Here is a 21909-nt window from a genome sequence, read left to right as displayed (position 1 = left end):
TTAGTCCTCCGTTAACGGTTTAAAACGGCGTAGCTCGGTTAAGCGGTAACCCGTGTAAGTACCCAGTAGCAAGATGCCACCTAATACAATCAGCTGAAGACCAATGAAGTTGAATGTTAGGTGTTGGATGTATGGGTTGGTCATTGCTAGGTAAACCAATACAGCCGTTAGCAATGAACCACCACCTTGAAGTACCACTTCTTTCGCCCCTTCCTCTTCCCATAGAATCGACATACGTTCGATAGTCCAAGAAAGAATGATCATCGGGAAGAAGGTAATCGACAGACCTTCCGTTAAGCCAATCTTAAATGCAACAACGGTAAACACAGAAATGATCATGATTACTGTGATGATAACGGCGGATATCCGAGCAACCAGTAAGAGATTGAGCTTAGACAGATAGCTTCGAATGACCAAGCCAGTACCGACAATCAGTAAGAAGCCAACGATACCCGTGACCAGTTGTGTCTGAACGAACGCGACAGCGATAAGTACAGGCATGAAAGTACCGGACGTTTTTAGACCGATGATGACACGTAGGAACACAACAATCAGTGCGCCGATAGGAATCAGCATGATGGTTTTAAACATCGCTTGTTCTTCTAGCGGCAGGCTGTGGATTGAGAAGTTGAGTAGGCCATCGGCTTCGACTTTTTGCTGCGTTGCTTGAGCTGGAGAGACATCTTGCGCAATCATTGAAAAGTGAACTTGGCTGTTTTGACCGCCAACTAAGTCCAGTAAAGAAACATTGGATTCATCCCAAACCAAGATGTTTTCTTTGATCGTTTGGTTTTGATCGTTCGGGTTGAACAGTACCCAATGTTTGCCATCCCATACTTGGTTCATGTGCTGAATCGTTTGACGGCGACGGCCATCTTCCAACTCAATCACACCCACAACTTTGCTTGGAATCTCAGCATACGCGAGTAGCTTATCAATTGACTCAACTTTTGAGCGGTTGTTTAGCAGTAGTGCGGCGTTTTGGCTGTCACCATCGTTAAGAGACTTAATCAATTCACGCGTGAAGGTAATGTCATCAGCAGAACGTTGATTTGCGCGCTGAATTAGGGCAATAGCAGCGGCTTCCGTTGGGCCATCGAAAGTTGGGGGAGTAATGTCACCAGTTGGAGGAACGGGCTCAACTTGCGCCTGAGGGTCGACAAGAAATTGTACCTTATAATAAATAGTTTGTGCGCCATTCGCGTCACGAACTGACCACTCAGCTCGGCGTCCAGATTCTGTATTGATGTAAGACACACCGTAACCAGGGGAAGACGACGACTCGCTAATCAGGGTAAAACCGGTTTGAGTATGAGGTGCTGCAAGAGAGGCTTTAACGGGCTTATTTTGGCCGTTAAACTCGACTCGAGCTTCAATGTCCCAAACTTGGCTCGTTTCGCCCGGAGTCCAAGGCACACCATAGTTTTGATGACGAAACATGCTTAAGACAATACCAGCGACAATGATGAGTGCGACTGATACGTAAAATGGAATTTTTGACGTCATAAGTTTTCACTACCTATTACTTATTATTGTGGAACTTCCGTGTGAATATATTTTTTACTTACATCGACGACTGCAATGTCTCTGATGAACTCGCGGCCTAAGAGTACAGGATGACTCATTTGAGAACGATCTGCCAAAGTAAATTGCGCTTTTTCATGGATTTTTCCAAGTCTGACCCATAAATCAACAACGATGCGTCTTTCTACTTCTTCATTTGTTGATTGGCGGATTTTCACAAAGCGAACAACGGGCGCCTCAATCCAGTTGCTGTCATCAAGCTCGGTTGTGCCATCTGAGAGATGAAAACGCACCCAGTTCTTACCGTTACGCTCAAACTCTTCAATATCAACAGCGTTTAAAGATGAGGTTGCAGCGCCAGTATCGACACGGGCAGAGAACGACTGCTTGATTGAATCAATCGTTACGGATTCGACTTCACCTAAGACAATGCCATGGCTTGGTGTCGTTTGAGCGGGTGCTGGTGCGGGGATCACGATCGGATCAGGCTTTTTACGCACTTCTTCCAACGTTTCCTTTTGGAATTTTGCAATTTGTTCCTCGAGGCTGATGATCTCTTCCTCAAGGCTTTCGATATAGTCCGATTGGTTACTCAACTGTAAGTTTAGGTTTTCATAATGGTTGGTTAGATTTGCTTCTGTGGCTTTAATTGCCGCTAGCGTCTCTTGGTGATATTGAGTGCTATTGGTAAGTGTGCAACCAGAAAGTGCCACTATTGCCATAATTGGGGTCAATCTTGTCAACATTGATAAACCTGAATGTAATTTAACTAAAGGATAAATAAGAAGTTTAGCGTATTCATTTTGCTACCAACAAGTGGCAACTGCGCGTAAGTTCTCAAAATATAGGGAATGGTGATCATGCGCAAAAAAATAAGGACGCTAAGCATCCTTATTATTGTATTGAGGTTTGAGTCCCGGTGAAACGATTTGAGGTCTTAACTGAGTTAACTCTTTGTCAAATCGTGCAAACTATACCGTCAAATCCTATGGTTTCGTTGCCACCAACACGGCGCGGCGTGGTGCAGGGTGACCTTCTACCGTCTTACTTGGGTCATTCGGGTCTAAGTAATCAGGTAGGGAGTTATGCGTCATCCAATCGGTTGTGCGTTGTTCGCCGGTGGTGGTGACATTCTCGTCAACGATTCGAACATCTTTAAAGCCTACGTTTTCTAACCAGACTTTTAGCGCGCGAGCCGAAGGGAAGAAATAGACATTTCGCATTTGAGCGTAGCGGTCAACAGGCACCAATACAGAAGTTTCATCGCCTTCAATAACCAATGTCTCTAAAACCAACTCACCGCCAGAAACTAACTGGTTTTTCAGTTGGATAAGATGCTCAAGTGGAGAGACTCGGTGGTAAAGGACACCCATACTAAACACAGTATCAAACGCTTCCAGTTTCGGTAGTTGCTCAATACCCAGTGGTAATAGGTGAGCACGTTGATCGTCGCCCATCAGTTTACGAATAGCTTCAAACTGAACTAGGAACAGGTGGGATGGGTCGATGCCCACGGTTAAACGCGCCCCTTCACCTAGCATGCGCCACATGTGGTAACCATTGCCACAACCCACATCGAGTACACTGCGGTTTTTAAGTGGTGAAATATGGGGAAGTACACGATCCCATTTCCAGTCGCTGCGCCATTCGGTGTCTATGTGAATACCATGAACCGTGTATGGGCCTTTACGCCATGGGTGGAAAGTACGTAATAGGCTTTCTAATTTCTTTAGCTCACCAGTGTGAAACGGCACATCATTGGCGATCGTTACCGAGTTCTTAATATCAACTTGATCTGGTGAACCTTCTGGGATTTTGTTTAGCGCTTTCACCCAGCGACCAAAATCGCCATGCTCTGCATTTGCCCAATCGGTTAATTGTTGAGGTAGTACATTTAGCCACGGCTGAAGACGCGTGTCTTGAGCGATTAACTGATAAAAATTAGCAAAATTAAACATAGTTTTTCACTGAGTTGGTGGAGTCAGCAGACCCTGAGTAAAAGTTAAATGTGTCATTCCCTACAGTGTGGGACGAACGTGGTAGGGAATATCGTTTTTGATAAGAGATCCCCAACTCGCTCGTTCCTCACTCTTGAGGATGACAGCCTAATGAGAGCGAACGGTTTCACGAACCTTATTTGATGGCGAACATAGAACCAAAGTTAAAGCACTGGAACCAAACATCGTAGCTGCTAAAGCCAATTTGTTCGAAACGCTCTTTATGCTCTTTCTTAGAGTTAGGGCGCATGACATTTTCAATCGCGCTGCGTTTTTGGCTGATCTCTAACTCGCTGTAGCCATTTGCACGTTTAAAATCGTGGTGAAGGTCAATCAACAACTCATTAGAGGCTTCATCTTCAAACACGAATTTTTCTGACAGAATCAAAATTCCGCCCGGACGAAGACCAGCGTAGATGTTTTCGAGTAGAGCGTAGCGATCTTCCGGAGATAAAAATTGCAGAGTAAAGTTCAGTACAACGACAGAAGCATTTTCAATGGTGATGTTGCGGATATCTGCTTCGACAACGTTTACTGGCGTATCGCTGCGATAAGCATTCACATGAAGCTTACAACGTTCAACCATTGCAGAAGAATTATCAACGGCGATGATCTCACAGCCTTCCTGCTTGATATGGCGACGCATTGACAGCGTTGCCGCGCCTAATGAGCAGCCTAAGTCATAAATGTTTGAATGCGGTTTTACAAAACGCTCAGCCAACATACCAATGGCAGAAATGATGTTGCTGTAACCCGGCACAGAACGCTGAATCATGTCAGGAAACACTTCAGCAACGCGCTCATCAAAAGTGAAATCCCCAATTTTATCGATTGGAGCCGAGAAAATAGTATCTGGATTGCTCTTCGGGTTCATAGTCTGCTCTCTCAATTGCGCACTGTGCTTGTTACGCATTCTGCAAGTTTTAAAAAGGCGCGTATTTTATGAGAAATTGGGCGCTATGTCATGCATTGAGACCACTCTCTTTAGAACATCTGAATCTGAGTGTCGCCTTTGATAGCAGGAAAAGGTGATAAATCGGGCAATTGAGCCTGTTTTTGTAACTGTTTATAGAGGTTTTTAGCCAGTTCAGGGGCAATAAGGTTGTCGGAGGTGTGAATCATCACATAGGGTTGTTTACCCTGCTCAATCCATTGAGGAAGCTTGCTTAACCAAGGCTTAAAAAACTCAAAGTTGAGAGACTCCTCTGGGTGACCAATAAAGCGAATCATCGGGTTAGAGGCCGTGGCAATTGCATGAACAGGGACGCGAGGCTTTTTCTGCTGTGCATCTAACAGAGAATCAAAGTGCGGGTGCTCGCGAGTTATTGTCTCAGAAAAGACCGGGCGACTGTCCATTATGATGCGATCATAACCTTTCTCGATCAGCCATTGATTGAGCTGCTTCTCTGCTTCTCCCTTGGCAAAAAATTCAGGATGGCGAACTTCGACACCAATCGGGTAGCTTGGGGGAAACAAATCACAGAAACGTTTGAGTTGTTCTAGGTGTTCTGGGCCAAAAGCCGCAGGCAGCTGTATGGTCCATTGGCCAATACGCTCATGCAGTGGCTCCATCAATGCCATAAAACTTTTTAGTTCGCTCTGGCAACCTTGCAGCATCTGGCGATGGGTAATGTTTTGCGGTAGCTTGAACGTAAAGCGAAAGTCATCATGGGTTGCTGAATGCCAGTTCTTAACCGTTGAGAGTGAGGGGATTGCATAAAAGGTGGTATTCCCCTCAACGGTATGGAACACACTGGCGTACTTTTCCAGTCGGTCACCGCTTTGCGTCCCTTTCCCATAAAAGCTCTGTTGCCATTGATTGTTTGACCACATGGTTAAGCCAAGACGGAGAGGGAACGGATTCATATTTACGCCACTGTTTTTTGATTCTGAATAGGTGATGGAGAGCTTTGCTCAATGGCCCCATATAGGGCTATAATCAGCGCCAATTTTTTACTTTTGCTGTTGTTTTACGCCTTTGTTGGTGCAAAAAGCATCAATAGAGAGTAAAACGCAATAAATTGTACGTTGGGTAGTCGATTTCATCGAGCTTTCAGCGTATAAATGGAACTTTGCTCTATCGGTAAATGTACACTGGTAGATAGTAATCAACAAATTTTAATAGATTGGGAAATTCATTATGCGTACCCATTACTGTGGTCACCTGAACAAGTCCCTTGCAGGACAAACTGTAGAACTTTGCGGCTGGGTTAACCGTCGTCGTGATTTGGGCGGTCTTATTTTCATCGATATGCGAGATCGTGAAGGTATCGTTCAGGTAGTTGTAGACCCAGATATGGCAGATGCGTACGAAGTAGCAAACACACTTCGTAATGAATTCTGTATCAAGCTAACGGGTGAAGTACGCGTTCGTCCAGACAGCCAAGTAAACAAAGACATGGCAACAGGCGAAGTTGAAATCATCGCGAAAGGCCTTGAAATCATCAACCGCGCTGATGTTCTGCCTCTAGACTTCAACCAAAAGAACTCTGAAGAGCAGCGTCTTAAGTACCGTTACCTAGATCTACGTCGCCCAGAAATGAGCGATCGCATCAAGCTGCGTGCTAAAGCGTCAAGCTTCGTACGTCGTTTCCTAGATGACAATGGCTTCCTAGACATCGAAACGCCAGTACTAACAAAAGCGACACCAGAAGGCGCTCGTGACTACCTAGTACCAAGCCGTGTTCACAAAGGTTCGTTCTACGCGCTTCCTCAGTCTCCACAGCTATTCAAACAGCTGCTAATGATGTCTGGCTTTGACCGTTACTACCAAATCGTTAAGTGTTTCCGTGACGAAGACTTACGTGCTGACCGTCAGCCAGAATTCACTCAGATCGATATCGAAACGTCATTCATGACGGCTGAACAAGTTCGTGCAACCACTGAGAAAATGGTTCGTGAAATGTGGCAAGAACTTCTAGATGTTGATCTAGGTGAGTTCCCAATCATGCCATTCTCTGAAGCGATGCGTCGTTTCGGCTCTGATAAGCCAGATCTACGTAACCCACTAGAGCTAGTCGACGTTGCTGATCTAGTAAAAGACGTTGAGTTCAAAGTATTCTCTGGCCCAGCTAACGACGAAAAAGGTCGCGTAGCAGTTATCCGTGTACCGGGTGGCGCTAAGCTGACTCGTAAGCAGATCGACAGCTACGGTGAGTTTGTTGGTATCTACGGTGCGAAAGGCCTAGCGTGGATGAAGGTTAACGACCGTGCAGCAGGCATGGAAGGTATCCAGTCTCCAGTGGCTAAGTTCCTAAGCGAAGACGTAATCAACGGCATTCTAGATCGCACTCAAGCTGAATCTGGTGACATCATTCTGTTTGGTGCTGATAAAGCGAACACAGTATCTGAAGCTCTAGGTGCACTTCGTCTGAAACTAGGCATCGATCTAGAACTAACAAACGAGTCTGCATGGGCGCCACTATGGGTTGTTGACTTCCCAATGTTCGAGGAAGACGATGAAGGTAACCTACACGCAATGCACCACCCATTCACATCACCACTAGGTGTGAACGCTGAAGAGCTAAAAGCGAACCCAGCTGCGGCAAACTCAAACGCATACGACATGGTTCTAAACGGCTACGAAGTGGGCGGTGGTTCTGTACGTATCCACAACGCAGAAATGCAGTCAGCAGTATTCGATATCCTAGGTATTGAAGCAGACGAGCAGCAAGCGAAGTTTGGTTTCCTATTAGACGCACTTAAGTTCGGTACGCCTCCACACGCAGGTCTAGCATTCGGTCTTGACCGTCTAGTAATGCTAATTTGTGGTACAGAGAACATCCGTGACGTTATCGCATTCCCGAAAACAACGAACGCTTCTTGTCTACTAACAGACGCTCCAAGCCTAGCTAACCCAGCATCGCTTGAAGAACTCGCGATTGCTGTTAAAGCCGCAGAGAAGAAAGAAGAAGAGTAATCTCGTATTTCTCTTAGATATTAAAAACGGCGCTTCGATTGAAGCGCCGTTTTTGTATTTGGAAGCCCACATTGTATAACGTCATTCCATAGAGTGACGCAGGAGCGAGTAGGGAATCTCCAGAGGTTTTCGACTATCTAAAGCTCAATCTCTTTCCACTCACCAGGCTGCAAGTCACCTAGCGTCACATCACCCATCGAATAGCGAATCAAACGCAGGGTAGGGAAGCCAACATGTGCCGTCATACGACGTACTTGTCGATTACGTCCTTCAATAATGGTAATTGCAAGCCATGTGGTTGGAATGTTGGCCCTAAAACGAACCGGCGGGTTGCGCTCCCAAACTTCAGGGGCATCCATAACCTCGACTTGAGCAGGCAGTGTCATGCCATCTTTAAGTTCCACCCCTTTACGCAGCATATCAACATCTTCTTCACTTGGGGCGCCATCAACCTGTACCCAGTATGTTTTCGGTGACTTGGAGCTTGGTTGCGTTAAACGTGCCTGCAAAATACCGTCATTGGTCAGCACCATAAGCCCTTCACTGTCTCTGTCTAAACGACCTGCAGCATAAACGTCCTTCACCGGAATAAAGTCAGCCAGTGTTTTTCGGCCTTCGCCGTCTGTGAACTGACTCAAGGTGTCATAAGGCTTATTAAACACAATCACTTTGCGATCTTCGGGAGCGATTTTCGGTTTATTTTTTATTGGTTTACGTCGTTGGCGTGAAGAGGAAGTGCTTGCACCATTTTGGCTATTTTTACGTTTAAAACCCGTTGGCTTCTTTTTCGTTGTGGATGGGGATGATTCACGGCGAGAACGCGGCGGCATGTTAACTACCTTGCAAAAATGTAAATAAAGTGTGGGTAAAAGTATCCAAAAAATCTGAGCTGGGCTATCATTTGCGCGCCCAAAAACAGGATTGTTGAACAAGATAATAGACTATTATCGGGTTTTTGTTTAATTATAACTAATCGCTCTCAAGGATGCCGCACTCTTACTGGCGGCGATAAGAATAGAGACGAATAAATCGCAACAAGTGAGGGGATTATTCATAAACTTGTTCGCGTTCACACACACAGGACCACAACTATAGCGGTCCGGTTAGAACAATAGGGAAATTTCATGCCTACAGAAAAACCTACCATTATTTACACTATTACTGATGAAGCACCTGCGCTAGCGACATATTCACTATTGCCAATCATCCAGTCGTTTACCGCTTCTTCAGGCATCAATGTTGACACTCGTGATATCTCTCTTGCTGGGCGTCTTATCGCTAACTTCCCAGAGCATCTAACTGAAGAACAACGCATTGGTGACGCCCTAGCTGAGCTAGGTGAACTGGCAAAAACGCCAGAAGCTAACATTATTAAGCTGCCAAATATCTCAGCTTCTATTCCTCAGCTAAAAGCAGCGATTGCTGAACTTCAAGCTAAGGGCTACAACCTACCTAACTACCCAGAAGAGCCAAGCACGTACGAAGAAGAAGCGATCAAAGCAACGTACGACAAAATTAAAGGTAGTGCAGTAAACCCAGTTCTACGTGAAGGTAACTCTGACCGCCGTGCGCCTCTCTCTGTTAAGAACTATGCGAAGAAAAACCCACACTCAATGGGCGCATGGTCTGCAGAGTCTAAATCTCACGTTTCTAGCATGTCTGGCAACGACTTCTTCGGTAGCGAAAAATCACACACAGTAGATGGCGCAACAGAAGTTAAGATCGAATTTGTGGCTGCTGATGGCGCAGTGAAAGAGCTGAAAGGTGCTTTCCCACTGCAAGACAAAGAAATCATCGACTGTTCAGTAATGAACAAAAAAGCGTTAGTCGAGTTCTTCGAAGCGCAAATCGCTGAAGCTAAAGAGCAAGACGTTCTTCTATCACTTCACATGAAAGCGACCATGATGAAAGTGTCTGACCCAGTGATCTTCGGTCATGCGGTTAAGGTTTACTACAAAGACGTATTCGCAAAATACGGTGACGTATTCGAGAAGCTAGGCGTTGACGTAAACAACGGTATTGGCGACGTATACGCTAAGATTCAAGCGCTTCCTGCTGCTCAAAAAGAAGAAATCGAAGCGGCTCTACAAGCGGTTTACGCAACTCAGCCTCCACTAGCGATGGTTGATTCTGACCGTGGTATCACTAACCTACACGTGCCAAGCGACATCATCGTCGATGCTTCAATGCCAGCTATGCTGCGTTCTTCTGGCCAAATGTGGGGTCCAGATGGTAAGCAGAAAGATACTAAAGCAATGATCCCAGATCGTAGCTATGCAGGTATCTACCAAGCGGTTATCGACTTCTGTAAAGAAAATGGCGCCTTCGACCCAACTACAATGGGGAGCGTGCCAAACGTAGGCCTAATGGCTCAAAAAGCAGAAGAGTACGGTTCTCACGACAAGACATTCATTCTTGATGCCGCGGGCACGATCCGTATCGTTGACGCGTCAGGCGCAGTTCTACTTGAGCAATCAGTAGAAGAAGGCGATATCTTCCGAATGTGTCAGGTGAAAGACGCGCCAATCCAAGATTGGGTTAAGCTAGCGGTAACACGTGCTCGTGCGACAGGCGTTCCAGCGGTATTCTGGTTAGACGAGAACCGTGCACATGATGCTCAACTAATCAAGAAAGTAAACGCATACCTACCAGAGCACGATACTTCAGGTCTAGAGATCAAGATTCTTGCTCCACTAGAAGCGTGTCAGTTCTCTCTAGTTCGTATCAAAGACGGTCAGGACACAATCTCAGTCACAGGTAACGTACTGCGTGACTACCTAACTGACTTGTTCCCAATCCTAGAGCTTGGTACGTCGGCGAAAATGCTGTCAATCGTTCCACTGATGAACGGTGGCGGTCTGTTTGAAACAGGCGCTGGTGGTTCTGCACCTAAGCACGTTCAGCAAGTAGAAAAAGAAAACCACCTTCGTTGGGATTCTCTAGGTGAATTCCTAGCACTTGCGGCTTCTCTAGAGCACCTAAGTACCGTTGCTGGTAACGCTAAGGCACAAGTACTTGCTGATGCGCTAGACAAAGCAACCGGTGACTTCCTAGACAACAACAAGTCGCCTTCACGCCGCGTAGGTGAACTAGATAACCGTGGTAGTCACTACTACCTAGCAACCTACTGGGCACAAGCACTAGCATCGCAAACTGCAGATGCAGAGCTAGCCGCTGAGTTCGCTCCAATCGCTGAAGCACTGTCTTCAAATGAAGAGAAGATTGTGGCGGAGCTAAACGATGCTCAAGGTGTAGCCGGTGAGCTTGGTGGATACTATGCACCAGTGTTTGAAAAAGCGGCGCCACTGATGCGTCCAAGCGCGACACTGAATGCAGTAATCAATGGCTAACTAATAGCACAAATAAAAAACCCGCCAACTTGGCGGGTTTTCTTTTAGATGAAAATAATTGATTACTTCGGCAGCGATTATTTAGCGGCTTGTTGAACTTCGACTGGAACAACTGAGCTCGCGTGGTAGCCTTTAGGCCCTTCTTCGATTTCGTAACTCACTTGCTGACCAGCTTTCAAAGTACGATACCCGTCCATTTGAATCGTTGAATAATGTGCGAACACATCTCCGTCTTCTCCCTCTGAACAGATAAAACCAAATCCTTTGGCGTTGTTAAACCATTTTACTGTACCTGTAGCCATGCTATACATCCCTCATGCATATTGTTACTGAAGTTGTTAAGTGTTTACATCGAGTTCCTTGTAAACAGAAAGTGAATTTTCATTCAGCCGCTGCCAAAATTTTAGTCACTATTTGACCAATGTAGCCAATGACCAAGTACAGTCAATAGGAAAAAGGTCTTACAGTCGACATATTTGCAAGCAAATCACTTTTGAGAATTACATTATTGTTAGTAACTTGAGTGTATTTTGTGGGAAGTGATAGATGTCGTGAATGGTTTTTGGTGTCTTTTTAATCAATTAGATAGAAGACCCTGCTTGATTAAAATCTTTTATTTGCAGCGACTCAAATGCTGCATTAGTCTCTAAGTAAGAGCAAAATATTTTTTGTCGCATTTTGTTCGTAATAGTAAGAACTAAATTCAAAACTTTCGCTCCATGAAGTGGTAAAATTAGTAGAGTTCAACGTAAACATTGTAAAACCATGAGCAAACATTTTGAATGGGTTACTCCAGACTCTGATCTGCTGGAGTTAGAAAAAACAAAAGTTAAGCCACCGTCCATGTATAACGTTGTATTAAACAACGATGACTACACCCCAATGGACTTTGTAATTGAAATCCTAGAACGCTTTTTTTCTATGGATATCGACAAAGCGACGCAAGTGATGCTTCAGGTGCATTATGAAGGCAAGGCAATTTGTGGCACGTATACTGCAGAAGTTGCTGAGACCAAAGTAGCGCAAGTTACTATGTATTCTAAAGAGAATGAGCATCCTTTGCTTTGTACAATGGAACAAGTCTAATGCTTGTTCGAGCAACGTAAGTTGTTCATAAAGGAGGTACTTATGCTGAATAAAGAATTAGAGTCGAGTCTGAATGGCGCATTTGCACGCGCACGAGACAAACGACATGAGTTTATGACTGTCGAGCACCTCCTGTTAGCGTTGTTGGAAAACGATGCAGCACGAGAAGCTCTAGAGGCTTGCCAAGCAGACATTGATGCTCTGCGCAATGAACTCGATATCTTTATCGATCAAACCACGCCACTCATCCCTGAAAACGATGAAACCCGAGAAACTCAACCAACATTGAGCTTTCAACGTGTGCTTCAACGTGCCGTCTTCCATGTTCAATCTTCTGGTCGTAGTGAAGTGACCGGGGCGAATGTTCTTGTTGCCATTTTTAGTGAACAAGAATCTCATGCGGCTTACCTACTTAAGAAAAATGACATCAGCCGTTTAGATATTGTTAACTTCATTTCTCACGGTATTACTAAAGCCTCTGGAGCGGATGACGAGCCTTCATCTAGCTCATTTGGTAATGAAAGTGTCGACGAAGGCAACTCAGAAGAACGTCTAGAAAGTTTTGCAACTAACCTGAATCAGGTGGCGAAGCAAGGTCATATTGACCCACTGATTGGCCGTGACAAAGAACTTGAACGTACCATCCAGGTATTGTGCCGCCGCCGTAAGAATAACCCTCTACTGGTCGGTGAAGCTGGCGTAGGTAAAACAGCCATCGCAGAAGGTCTTGCTTGGCGTATTGTTGAAGGCCAAGTGCCAGAGATCATTGCCAATAGCGTGATTTACTCGCTTGATATCGGTTCGCTGTTGGCGGGTACCAAATACCGCGGTGATTTCGAAAAACGTTTTAAAGCGATTCTTAAGCAGCTTGAAAAAGAAGATGATGCAATCCTGTTCATTGATGAAATTCATACCATCATTGGCGCTGGTGCTGCATCGGGTGGCCAAGTGGATGCCGCTAACCTGATCAAGCCTCTACTAAGCAGCGGTAAGCTTCGCTGTATTGGTTCTACGACTTATCAAGAATACAGCTCAATCTTTGAGAAAGAGCGCGCTCTGTCTCGTCGTTTCCAAAAAATCGATGTGGTTGAGCCTTCATTGGATGACACCACTAAGATTTTGATTGGCCTTAAGCCGAAGTACGAAGCGCACCATGAGGTTCGTTACACCAATAAAGCGCTACGTGCAGCCGTTGAGCTGTCAGCGAAGTACATTAATGAACGTCACCTACCTGATAAGGCGATTGATGTTATTGATGAAGCGGGTGCTCGTCATCGCTTAGCGCCAGCAAGCCGTCGTAAGAAAACGGTTGGCGTGGCAGATATCGAAGCTATGGTCGCTAAAATGGCTCGTATTCCTGAAAAATCCGTTTCTTCGTCAGACAAAGAGATTCTGCAGAATCTTGATCAGAAGATGAAGATGCTGGTATTCGGTCAAGACGATGCGATTGACGTACTAAGTGAAGCAATCAAGCTGACTCGTGCAGGTCTTGGTGCCGATCATAAGCCAGTGGGTTCATTCTTATTTGCTGGCCCAACGGGCGTAGGTAAAACCGAAGTCACTGTCCAGCTTTCTAAGCTTCTAGGCATTGAACTTCTTCGCTTCGATATGTCTGAGTATGGCGAACGTCACTCGGTGAGCCGTTTGATTGGTGCACCTCCAGGTTATGTGGGTTACGATCAAGGTGGCTTACTAACGGATGCGGTGATTAAACATCCTCACTCGGTTGTACTGCTTGATGAAATCGAGAAAGCACACCCAGATATCTTCAACTTACTTCTTCAGGTAATGGATAACGGTACGCTGACGGACAACAACGGCCGTAAAGCGGACTTCCGCAATGTGATCCTTGTGATGACAACCAACGCCGGCGTTCAGGAAACTGAGAAGAAATCGATCGGCCTGATCCAACAAGATCACAGCCATGATGCGATGTCGGTTATCAAGAAAGTGTTCACACCTGAGTTCCGTAACCGTCTTGATAACATCATTTGGTTTAACAGCCTTGATGAGCATGTGATTCACCAAGTGGTTGATAAATTCGTTGTTGAACTTCAGGCGCAGCTTGATGCTCGCGGTGTCTCGCTAGAAGTGTCTGACGATGCACGTCATTGGTTAGCACTGAAAGGGTATGACAAGGCAATGGGCGCCCGTCCTATGGGTCGTGTTATCCAAGATCAGCTTAAAAAGCCACTGGCAAACGAATTGTTGTTTGGATCACTCGTTGACGGGGGCACGGTGAAAGTTGATCTTAAGGATGATGAGATCAGGTTTGAGTATCACAGTGAGAAAGAAGCCGCTGTGCATTAAGTACCACCCTTAAATACAGAAGCCAGAGCACGTGCTCTGGCTTTTTTTATCCTACGGGATGCTCGGCTTAGTTCTGCTCAAATCGAGACAGAATGGCTTGGTAGGCGTGTTCAACAGGTTCAGGGACTGCTTGTTCTATTTGAAAACCAAGAGCAGGGTAGGTTTTGATCCGCTCAAAATCACCGAGCATGGCTCTTACCGTGGTGTCTAAGTCGATCTCTTCATTGAAATAGTCGCAGAAACGAGTCTTTGGTGAAGTCACACAAAGCTGAGCGATTTCCGTTGGCCACTGCTTTAGAAAGGTCGCGTGTGTGCGTCTTTCCATATAAGGCTTTTGCACCAATATAAAAGATGAAAACGTGAGGCCAAGTTGCTGTAACACCTCTGCGGTAAATCGAACATTTTCACCAGTATTCGTCGCTTGGTTTTCGATCACAATGGCACTCGCAGGAACCCCCATGTCTTTTGCGACAGCAGCGAATGTTTCCGCTTCAGATTGTTCAAATAGATCTTCAGTTAACCGACCGACACCACCCGAGAAAACAAGAATGTTAGCCCAGCCATCAAGATAGAGCTGAGCCGCATACTCCGCCACTCTGACGTCATTGCTACCCAAAACGAAGATGCAATCAGACGTAATGAGCGGTTGCTCTAGTTGCATGTAAGACCACAAAAGTTCGATATGTTGATAGAGCTTCACGAGCTATCCTCTCTGTCTAGACCAACTCAAGCGTATGCAGATGGTGGAAGCGGTAACCAAGGTTAATCAGTGCATCAGCGACAATACGTTTATCGGCAATATGGACGATAGGCGGAAGAGGCTCGTTTGAGCCAACGCTGTCTAGTGCTGCTTGGTAGAACTCTGCTTTACTGACGGTATTTGGGGTGGTGGCATTGACGACACAATTTTGTTCTAGATTAGCGACAAAGCTGACAGCGCCAACAGCATCGGTTAAATGCAGCATGTTGGCTGGTGCCAAATCACTCACTTGCTTGAGTCGCGGAGCAAAACGAGAAGGATGACGCTCTGGGCCAACGAGGCCACTACAGCGGACTACACCAAACTTTAGACCAGAATCTTTCACATATTGCTCAGCCTGTAACATGATTTTGGCTTTGTCGCCAAATTGGTCATGGCTTTGACTCAATGACAAAGAAGCTTGATCTTCTAGCATGGCGTCAGCCGTGTCTGGGTAAACCGTCGTTGAACTGACCATCACAAGTTTTGTCACTTCAGCGGCTAAACAAGCCTCGACTAGCTTCTTCCAGTGTTCAACATATTGAACGCCGCCTCCAGAACGAAAGCCCGGAGGAAAACAACCGATGACGATATCAGGAGACTGTTTACTTAGGAGAGCGATCAAATCCTCAAGGGGGGCATTAAGATCAAACTCAAAGGCGTTCAAAGACTCTTGTTTGAGCTGCTGTACACCTTCGTTGGTAGTTTTGCTGACATACGTTTGATGACCGATAGTCTCTAAATAGTGTGCTAATGGACGGCCCAACCAGCCTCCACCAATGACGGTGATCGTTTTCACTGTTGACTCCCTGTAAGTAAGTCTCTAATTGCGGCTCGTAACCTAGTGTGGATAGGCATTGCACTGACGCTTGGATGTTGGATGACATCGACGTTGGCTTGCCATGTCAGTTGTTTAAATTCGATCGGAACACGAACAATGGTTCCCTGCTCGACTAACGTTTTTACCATGTGAGTGGGCAGTACGCCCCAGCCATATCCTTTCGAGAGCAGGTCCATAAGGATGTAGTAGTTATCAGCATACCAAACATTAGGGCTGTAGGCTTTTTGAAAACTGCTGGTCTTGGTTGTTTTCGAACGAACCACAAGTTGGCGATGAAGCGTTAGGTACTCTAAGTTTGGTGAGGTTACTTGAGCTAATTCATGTTGGCTTGCTACATAAACATCAAACTGAAGACTGCCTACCGACTCAAAATCGATCCCTGCTGGTAGATCGAGCTCTGAGAACAGAATGCCTGTGGTCGCGCGTTTTGACTCAACCAGCTCAATCACATCAACGCTGGCAGCGGCAAGAAATTCAAAGTTCACACCAGGGTAAATCTCCAACACTCGTTCTAGAGCCGCATACAGCTGGGTCATCGGAATGCCTTCATCGATCGCAATCGTAAGGTCAGCGTGCTCGTGATTGAAAATCTGGGCTGCGCTTTGCTTTAATCGGTTGTGCTGTTGAAGTGTCGCTTTTGCGTAAGGTAGCAGCTGTTTGCCTTGAGGGGTTAATTGAGGGTAGCGCCCCGAACGGTCGAAGAGTTCAAAACCGCTGTCTAATTCGAGGTTGATAATATGCTGGCTGATCGCAGACTGAACTTTGTTCAGAGACCGTGCAGCAGCGGAAAATGATCCACTTTCTACGGTAGCCACAAAGGCTTGAAGTTGTTCGATGCTAAACATATCGCTTTTGCTGATGGTATCTAACTTTTAACTATCTTAACTATAGATGATTATTACGCCAAGATTTATGAACCAAAAGAGATATTTCAGTGAAAACTAAAGAACGAATTTTCCATGCCGTGTTGTTTGAAGTGTTGGCGTTGATGTTGATTCTACCGATAACTTCTGCGGTGACAGGGCAAGGCGCGAGCGATCTTGCGATTGTCGGCGTTGGGCTTAGCCTGTTCACAGTCGTATGGAATTATGTCTATAACTTGATGTTTGACCGAGTGTGCCATGTTGACCGTAATGAGCGCAGTTTAAAAACAAGACTGTTACATACTGCTGGCTTTGAAGGGGGGCTGATATTTATCACTGTACCAACCATTGCGTGGTTCTTGCAGATGACGATCTTACAAGCATTGATGCTAGAAGCGGGGTTCTTAGTGTTCTTCTTTTTCTATGCAACGGGTTTTAACTGGTTGTACGATCGATACCAGCCTTACCAGTCGTGGATTGCAAAAGCGTAGAAGTAAACCACATAAAGGTACGATCAAAATCGCCAGCAAGATTTGCTGGCGATTTTTAGTAATAAAAGAATAGCAAAAATGTTGCTATTAGCTTGCTAAGACGCGTAAGGCTTTATCGGCATGCTCGGCCATCTCAATCCCTTCATCCGTTAGGTAACCACCATCAGGAAGAGTACATAAGCCTTTTTCATACAGACGCTTTACCGCTGCCTGCATTTCTTCAGACGCGTCTTGGTGAACCTTAATACCTGTCGCAGAGCTGCTGATGTCGAATTGAAGCAATAGGTTAAGTTCAGACATGTGTTCAGGCGTAAATTTCATATTTCAATCCTTATCGAAAGTGCTCATTTCAACTTAATCACGAAGTCGATAATCAGCAACCAAATGCGGTAAGAAGTGTTATCTAACCCTTACTTTATTAAAATGGTTGTGCGAATTTGCTGCTAAGGTAGCCGAAAACAACAAGAATAGACATAAATCAAAGACTAATGATGATTGACGTTTTAAGCGATCTGGGTGATTGCTTAATAGCAAAACTGAATAATAACAATACTCTATATGAAGAATTAAACTAAAGTAGGGTAGAGAACAAAGTTAAACCATTGTATTGTAATTAACTGATTGAATTTCAATAGTATTTATTATTCTCTTTCGGTTCCTTTTACCTATTTTTATCCGGTATCGTCAGTGAAAAAGTGAGAGTTCTATTTTGAATAAGCCCATTTCGTCGGTGAAGAAGAATTAGAGCTTGAATTTGATCACAAATAGAGTAATTATCCGCGCCCACAAATCCACTTGTTGCAAAATGTTTCGTAATGATAAATCTAAACCAGTTTGACTCTCTACTTCCTCCCCAAATGGCAGAGCGTGCGGCAGAAATTGGCGTAGGCAAAGCTACAAAAGATCCGGTTAAATCATTTTTGTTGGCTATTTCAGCGGGTATCCATATTGGTATTGCGTTTGTCTTCTACACCATAGTGACAACAGGCGCAGGTGATTTACCTTGGGGCATTACTCGTTTACTGGGTGGTTTAGCGTTCAGCCTTGGCCTAATCCTTGTTGTGGTCACGGGTGGTGAACTCTTTACCAGCTCGGTATTGACGCTCGTGGCTCGTGCAAGCGGTAAGATCAGTTGGAAGTGTCTATTTAAAAACTGGGCTGTGGTTTACGGTGGCAACTTGATTGGTGCTCTGTTGCTTGTTGCCTGTATGCTACTGACCAAGCAGTACATGTTTGATCATGGTCAGGTTGGCTTAAATGCGATGGCGATTTCTCAACACAAAATGCATCACACTTTCTTGTCTGCGGTGGCGCTAGGCGTGATGTGTAATGTGTTGGTGTGCATTGCCGTGTGGATGACATTCAGTGGGCGAACCCTAACAGATAAAATTGCGGTCATGATCTTGCCAGTTGCAATGTTTGTATCAGCGGGCTTTGAGCACTGTATTGCGAATATGTTCCAAGTACCTATGGCAATTGGTATCAAGAATTTCGCGCCTGCCGAGTTCTGGCAAATGACCGGAGCGAACATTGCCGATTATGCGGATCTTAATATGATCGATTTCCTATTGAACAATCTGCTTCCAGTCACATTGGGTAATATTATTGGTGGCGGCTTGTTTGTTGGTATGTGGTACTGGTTGATCTACCTTCGCGATTAATTCACGATCTTTGTCGATAATAATGGCTCGCTTCGGTGGGCCATTATTGTATTGATCTCTGTGAAAACGGCCAGCGCTTCAGGTGTATCGATCAACCAATCTACCATATCCATATCGCCTAATTCGTTCGTACGGAAGGATGGAATGCGTGTGTGCTCTGCCATGACATTGCTCCTTTGCTTGGCTTAATTGCACCTTACAGTGATGAGGTGTCAAATTTATTACGTTTAGCGAATTAAACGATATGCGCATGAATGCAAAGGAAATTTGGTTCTATTGGATTAACAAGTGTTCAAAGTGATTGATGTCAAAGAAGTATCACCACGGTTATCCACAGATTCTGTGGATAAGATCTTTCAACCAAACAATTAAGCATTGATATTAATGTCAGCTAAATCGAACCCGTACACGGCCGTGGGGGTGAATGGTCTTCTTTATTGCAAGGTTTAACGTCACGATCGTGGAGACGGAGATCATCACAAAGATCGCTATCATGATCATCAACTGGTACTTAATGGCGATAAGCGGATCGGTGCCACTAAGGATCTGCCCAGTCATCATGCCCGGTAGTGTCACTAAACCGCTGGTGGCCATAGAGGCCAAAGTTGGTGCTAATGATTTGGACACAGCAGCACGCAAGAAAGGCAGTGTGGCGTAGTGTATGGAAGCCCCTAAGGCAATCGCCGCTTCATATTCTGACTTGCGCTCTTCCAATGCCGAGTAAAAGTTTTGTAGAACAATGATGTTCCCACCTAGAGAGTTACCCAGCAGCATGCCAGCAAGAGGGATGACATATTGGGCATTGTAAAGTGGCGTCGGTTTAATAATCGCAAAACAGAGAATAATAAGAATAGGGGCTAAGCCAACAAATAAGCCAATAAATACGGGTAGGAACAGGGCTGATTTTGGCAGTTTTGCTTTATCTAGAATCGAGCTAGCACCGATAGAGATCATGACCAAAAGCCATACAAGGTTAACCAGTAGACTGTCCAATTCAAATAAATATTGAAGATATAGGCCAACAAGAATGAGCTGAATTGTCATTCTTGCAACGCTAATTACGCTGTCTTTTGCTATACCTAATTGGTAGTAGGAGTTGATGGCCAAGGGAATAACCAAACAAGAAAAAAACAAAGCGAGAATGTGCCAAGGAATGTCGACAATAGTGGTCATAGAAGTGCTCCATCATGAACCTTGTTATCTTATCGTACTATTGTTTAGTGGAGTAGATTTAAGCGTGTAGGAGGAAGGCTTTTTAGTCGTTTGCTGGCTGAGTATTCTCTTTCAATGAATTACCAAAAAATTGATCATATACAGGGCGTCGTTTTGTTTGTTTTGTTAACATTCGGTTGCGGGTTTCTATGCAAATCAGTGACTTGAATGACGCAAAAATCGTGCTTCAATAGCGAGAAAAATGAGCAAAACTCGATGTTATGTAACTGAATTGTGATAGATTTAACGCTTTGTTTACTGTTAACATATTTTAATATTTTGATGCATCATGATACATGGTGGATTAATCGGACACATCTCTGGATGAGCTCAAAAAAGTATTGAATAACAAAGAAAGATAACAAGGAATCGATTGAACCTTACTAATAGTATGGTCTAACATTTCTTAACAGTGATTGAAAAAAATTAAGCTTTTTCAAAAAAGCTATCGAATAACACTAAGTACAAAATAGGCAAATGTATGAGTGATGTTAATAAAATTGAGAGCGGTGAAAAACGTTCTCTGGAGTGGAAGTCATTCCTCTTCATCGCGGTTGTTCTCTTCCCGGTGCTGAGCGTGGCATTCGTGGGTGGTTACGGATTCCTTGTATGGGCAATGCAAGTGTTCTTCTTTGGACCTCCAGGTGCACACGGCATGTAAGCCGTGAGCTCATTTCCACATTTTTAAAAAGATTTTAAGAGAGCAAACTATGAAATCATTTATCATCAAGCTGTGGCGCACTATGACGCGTCCTGCAGTTCATATCAGCTTGGGCGTGCTGACTATGGGCGGCTTCATCGCTGGTGTTATTTTCTGGGGTGGCTTTAACACAGCACTTGAAGCAACCAACACAGAAGAATTCTGTATCAGCTGTCACACAATGCGTGACAACGTATACGTTGAACTACAAGACACAGTGCACTGGAAAAACAACTCTGGTGTTCGTGCTACGTGTCCTGACTGTCACGTTCCTCACAACTGGACAGATAAAATTGCACGTAAGATGCAGGCTTCTAAAGAAGTATTCGCTCAAGTCTTTGGCAACTACGATGAACCAGGTGCGTTTGAAGAGCGCCGTATCGAACTTGCTAAGCACGAATGGGATCGTTTCTCTGCAAACCAATCTCTAGAGTGTAAAAACTGTCACAACTACGACTCAATGGATTTCGAGCAAATGTCTCCTACGGCTCGTATCCAAATGAAGCAAGCCGCTGAGAAAGATCAAAGCTGTGTTGACTGTCACAAAGGTATCGCGCACAAACTTCCAGCTGGCATGGACAGCATCGGCGGTATCGTTGGCGATCTTGAAGGTCTAGCTTCGAACACGAAATACGATGTTGGTCAAACGCTAGTCAGTGTTCGTCACCTACCAATCTACTTTGATGCTGAAGGTAAGACTGAAGCAGGTCTACTTAACCCTGCGTCTTCAGTGACTGTGATTGCTGACAAAGGCGATTACGCTGAAATCGAAATTGACGGCTGGCGTAAAGCGAAAGGCTTTGGTCGTGTAATTCAAGAAGACTTTGGTAAGAACATTGCGGTTGCTTCTCTACTTAAAGAAGCGTCAACAGACAGCAACGTTGTTACAACTGGCGAGAAAAAAGTGGATGAGCTAACAGGTCTTCCATGGGAGAAAGTGGCAGCGAAAGTATGGATCAAGAAAGAATCTATGCTGAACGACATCACTCCGGTATGGGAAAAATCAGCTGAAGCGTACAAAACAAACTGTTCTGTATGTCACACGCAGCCTGACGAAGCGCACTTCGATGCGAACACATGGCCTGGTATGTTTGACGGTATGCTTGCATTCGTTAACCTAGACACAGACAGCGAAGCACTGATCTTGAAGTACCTGCAGAAGCACTCTTCAGATTATGTTGAAGGCCACCACTAATAAGCGTCGGATTGGAGTAAA

21 protein-coding genes are annotated in these 21909 nt (G+C 44.9%); 8 read left to right on the top strand and 13 right to left on the bottom strand.

Going from position 1 to position 21909, the window contains the following annotated elements; translation table 11 throughout:
- The 5 genes from EJ063_RS11710 to EJ063_RS11690 form a co-directional block, all read right to left on the bottom strand.
- On the bottom strand, positions 1 to 1506 hold the full coding sequence (locus EJ063_RS11710) for an inactive transglutaminase family protein (RefSeq protein ID WP_126574461.1): 1506 nt from the start codon (positions 1504 to 1506) through the stop codon (positions 1 to 3).
- A gap of 23 nt (positions 1507 to 1529) precedes the next feature.
- Positions 1530 to 2270 (bottom strand): ATP-dependent zinc protease family protein, encoded by a 741-nt coding sequence (locus EJ063_RS11705; protein WP_126574460.1) that lies wholly within the window; start codon positions 2268 to 2270, stop codon positions 1530 to 1532.
- Between the two features lie 240 nt (positions 2271 to 2510).
- Positions 2511 to 3482, bottom strand: a complete 972-nt coding sequence (cmoB, locus tag EJ063_RS11700) for a tRNA 5-methoxyuridine(34)/uridine 5-oxyacetic acid(34) synthase CmoB (protein ID WP_126574459.1) — start codon at positions 3480 to 3482, stop codon at positions 2511 to 2513.
- Between the two features lie 175 nt (positions 3483 to 3657).
- Positions 3658 to 4395, bottom strand: coding sequence for a carboxy-S-adenosyl-L-methionine synthase CmoA (gene cmoA, locus EJ063_RS11695; RefSeq protein WP_126574458.1), 738 nt, complete (start codon positions 4393 to 4395; stop codon positions 3658 to 3660).
- Positions 4396 to 4505: 110 nt separating this feature from the next.
- Positions 4506 to 5387, bottom strand: coding sequence for a DUF72 domain-containing protein (locus EJ063_RS11690; RefSeq protein ID WP_126574457.1), 882 nt, complete (start codon positions 5385 to 5387; stop codon positions 4506 to 4508).
- A gap of 274 nt (positions 5388 to 5661) precedes the next feature.
- On the opposite strand from EJ063_RS11690, the gene aspS reads away from it, so the two are divergent.
- Positions 5662 to 7440 (top strand): aspartate--tRNA ligase, encoded by a 1779-nt coding sequence (gene aspS / locus EJ063_RS11685; RefSeq protein WP_126574456.1) that lies wholly within the window; start codon positions 5662 to 5664, stop codon positions 7438 to 7440.
- Between the two features lie 137 nt (positions 7441 to 7577).
- On the opposite strand, the gene EJ063_RS11680 is transcribed toward aspS, so the two are convergent.
- Positions 7578 to 8270, bottom strand: coding sequence for a pseudouridine synthase (locus tag EJ063_RS11680; RefSeq protein WP_126574455.1), 693 nt, complete (start codon positions 8268 to 8270; stop codon positions 7578 to 7580).
- A 294-nt stretch (positions 8271 to 8564) separates the two neighbouring features.
- On the opposite strand from EJ063_RS11680, the gene EJ063_RS11675 reads away from it, so the two are divergent.
- On the top strand, positions 8565 to 10790 hold the full coding sequence (locus EJ063_RS11675; protein ID WP_126574454.1) for an NADP-dependent isocitrate dehydrogenase: 2226 nt from the start codon (positions 8565 to 8567) through the stop codon (positions 10788 to 10790).
- A 77-nt stretch (positions 10791 to 10867) separates the two neighbouring features.
- Here EJ063_RS11675 and cspD read toward each other — a convergent pair whose 3' ends face one another.
- Positions 10868 to 11092: a cold shock domain-containing protein CspD gene (gene cspD / locus EJ063_RS11670; protein WP_167469901.1), complete on the bottom strand. Its 225-nt coding sequence runs from the start codon at positions 11090 to 11092 to the stop codon at positions 10868 to 10870.
- A gap of 463 nt (positions 11093 to 11555) precedes the next feature.
- On the opposite strand from cspD, the gene clpS reads away from it, so the two are divergent.
- A complete protein-coding gene (gene clpS, locus EJ063_RS11665) occupies positions 11556 to 11876 on the top strand; it encodes an ATP-dependent Clp protease adapter ClpS (RefSeq protein ID WP_126574452.1) in 321 nt (106 codons plus the stop codon).
- Positions 11877 to 11918: 42 nt separating this feature from the next.
- The gene (clpA, locus tag EJ063_RS11660) at positions 11919 to 14186 is read left to right on the top strand and encodes an ATP-dependent Clp protease ATP-binding subunit ClpA (protein WP_126574451.1); all 2268 of its coding nucleotides are present in this window, start codon (positions 11919 to 11921) and stop codon (positions 14184 to 14186) included.
- A 67-nt stretch (positions 14187 to 14253) separates the two neighbouring features.
- Here the strand turns inward: clpA and EJ063_RS11655 are convergent, their stop codons facing one another.
- From EJ063_RS11655 to EJ063_RS11645, 3 genes are read right to left on the bottom strand one after another with little or no spacing between them, the layout of a single operon-like run.
- Positions 14254 to 14847 carry a YdcF family protein gene (locus tag EJ063_RS11655; protein ID WP_126574544.1) on the bottom strand — a complete coding sequence of 198 codons (594 nt, stop codon included), beginning with the start codon at positions 14845 to 14847 and terminating at the stop codon, positions 14254 to 14256.
- Between the two features lie 55 nt (positions 14848 to 14902).
- On the bottom strand, positions 14903 to 15724 hold the full coding sequence (locus EJ063_RS11650; protein WP_126574450.1) for an NAD-dependent epimerase/dehydratase family protein: 822 nt from the start codon (positions 15722 to 15724) through the stop codon (positions 14903 to 14905).
- Positions 15721 to 16611, bottom strand: a complete 891-nt coding sequence (locus tag EJ063_RS11645; protein WP_126574449.1) for a LysR family transcriptional regulator — start codon at positions 16609 to 16611, stop codon at positions 15721 to 15723. Before EJ063_RS11645 ends, EJ063_RS11650 begins: the two co-directional genes overlap by 4 nt.
- A gap of 89 nt (positions 16612 to 16700) precedes the next feature.
- Between EJ063_RS11645 and EJ063_RS11640 the strand changes: the two genes are divergently transcribed.
- The gene (locus EJ063_RS11640; protein ID WP_126574448.1) at positions 16701 to 17120 is read left to right on the top strand and encodes a PACE efflux transporter; all 420 of its coding nucleotides are present in this window, start codon (positions 16701 to 16703) and stop codon (positions 17118 to 17120) included.
- Between the two features lie 87 nt (positions 17121 to 17207).
- Here EJ063_RS11640 and EJ063_RS11635 read toward each other — a convergent pair whose 3' ends face one another.
- Positions 17208 to 17441, bottom strand: coding sequence for a TIGR02647 family protein (locus EJ063_RS11635; protein ID WP_126574447.1), 234 nt, complete (start codon positions 17439 to 17441; stop codon positions 17208 to 17210).
- A 497-nt stretch (positions 17442 to 17938) separates the two neighbouring features.
- On the opposite strand from EJ063_RS11635, the gene focA reads away from it, so the two are divergent.
- Complete coding sequence (focA, locus tag EJ063_RS11630; RefSeq protein ID WP_126574543.1) at positions 17939 to 18781, top strand: formate transporter FocA; 843 nt, start codon at positions 17939 to 17941, stop codon at positions 18779 to 18781.
- On the opposite strand, the gene EJ063_RS20890 is transcribed toward focA, so the two are convergent.
- Entirely contained in the window at positions 18778 to 18945 is a 168-nt protein-coding gene (locus EJ063_RS20890) for a hypothetical protein (protein ID WP_158675999.1), read from the bottom strand. The genes focA and EJ063_RS20890 overlap by 4 nt on opposite strands.
- A gap of 223 nt (positions 18946 to 19168) precedes the next feature.
- Positions 19169 to 19954, bottom strand: a complete 786-nt coding sequence (locus EJ063_RS11625; protein ID WP_126574446.1) for an ABC transporter permease — start codon at positions 19952 to 19954, stop codon at positions 19169 to 19171.
- 520 nt (positions 19955 to 20474) lie between these two features.
- Here EJ063_RS11625 and torE point away from each other — a divergent pair.
- Together torE and torC are read left to right on the top strand one after the other, a co-directional pair.
- On the top strand, positions 20475 to 20654 hold the full coding sequence (torE, locus tag EJ063_RS11620; protein WP_004413423.1) for a trimethylamine N-oxide reductase system protein TorE: 180 nt from the start codon (positions 20475 to 20477) through the stop codon (positions 20652 to 20654).
- 49 nt (positions 20655 to 20703) lie between these two features.
- Positions 20704 to 21888 (top strand): pentaheme c-type cytochrome TorC, encoded by a 1185-nt coding sequence (torC, locus tag EJ063_RS11615; protein WP_126574445.1) that lies wholly within the window; start codon positions 20704 to 20706, stop codon positions 21886 to 21888.
- The last annotated feature ends 21 nt before the right edge of the window (positions 21889 to 21909 follow it).

It is taken from the genome of Vibrio aquaticus (assembly GCF_003970385.1).
Classification (GTDB): domain Bacteria; phylum Pseudomonadota; class Gammaproteobacteria; order Enterobacterales; family Vibrionaceae; genus Vibrio; species Vibrio aquaticus.
Note: the sequence above shows the minus strand (reverse complement) of the source record. Positions and strands in the feature narration are given on the sequence as shown.

Excerpts from the sequence above, each read along its gene's own strand:
- torC (WP_126574445.1), top strand. The coding sequence starts at position 20,704 with ATGAAATCATTTATCATCAAGCTGTGGCGCACTATGACGCGTCCTGCA.
- clpA (WP_126574451.1), top strand. The coding sequence starts at position 11,919 with ATGCTGAATAAAGAATTAGAGTCGAGTCTGAATGGCGCATTTGCACGC.
- EJ063_RS11625 (WP_126574446.1), bottom strand. The coding sequence starts at position 19,954 with ATGACCACTATTGTCGACATTCCTTGGCACATTCTCGCTTTGTTTTTT.
- EJ063_RS20890 (WP_158675999.1), bottom strand. The coding sequence starts at position 18,945 with ATGGCAGAGCACACACGCATTCCATCCTTCCGTACGAACGAATTAGGC.
- EJ063_RS11680 (WP_126574455.1), bottom strand. The coding sequence starts at position 8,270 with ATGCCGCCGCGTTCTCGCCGTGAATCATCCCCATCCACAACGAAAAAG.
- clpS (WP_126574452.1), top strand. The coding sequence starts at position 11,556 with ATGAGCAAACATTTTGAATGGGTTACTCCAGACTCTGATCTGCTGGAG.
- aspS (WP_126574456.1), top strand. The coding sequence starts at position 5,662 with ATGCGTACCCATTACTGTGGTCACCTGAACAAGTCCCTTGCAGGACAA.
- cmoB (WP_126574459.1), bottom strand. The coding sequence starts at position 3,482 with ATGTTTAATTTTGCTAATTTTTATCAGTTAATCGCTCAAGACACGCGT.
- EJ063_RS11705 (WP_126574460.1), bottom strand. The coding sequence starts at position 2,270 with ATGTTGACAAGATTGACCCCAATTATGGCAATAGTGGCACTTTCTGGT.
- EJ063_RS11690 (WP_126574457.1), bottom strand. The coding sequence starts at position 5,387 with ATGAATCCGTTCCCTCTCCGTCTTGGCTTAACCATGTGGTCAAACAAT.
- EJ063_RS11710 (WP_126574461.1), bottom strand. The coding sequence starts at position 1,506 with ATGACGTCAAAAATTCCATTTTACGTATCAGTCGCACTCATCATTGTC.
- EJ063_RS11675 (WP_126574454.1), top strand. The coding sequence starts at position 8,565 with ATGCCTACAGAAAAACCTACCATTATTTACACTATTACTGATGAAGCA.
- EJ063_RS11635 (WP_126574447.1), bottom strand. The coding sequence starts at position 17,441 with ATGAAATTTACGCCTGAACACATGTCTGAACTTAACCTATTGCTTCAA.
- torE (WP_004413423.1), top strand. The coding sequence starts at position 20,475 with ATGAGTGATGTTAATAAAATTGAGAGCGGTGAAAAACGTTCTCTGGAG.
- EJ063_RS11655 (WP_126574544.1), bottom strand. The coding sequence starts at position 14,847 with ATGCAACTAGAGCAACCGCTCATTACGTCTGATTGCATCTTCGTTTTG.
- cspD (WP_167469901.1), bottom strand. The coding sequence starts at position 11,092 with ATGGCTACAGGTACAGTAAAATGGTTTAACAACGCCAAAGGATTTGGT.
- cmoA (WP_126574458.1), bottom strand. The coding sequence starts at position 4,395 with ATGAACCCGAAGAGCAATCCAGATACTATTTTCTCGGCTCCAATCGAT.
- EJ063_RS11645 (WP_126574449.1), bottom strand. The coding sequence starts at position 16,611 with ATGTTTAGCATCGAACAACTTCAAGCCTTTGTGGCTACCGTAGAAAGT.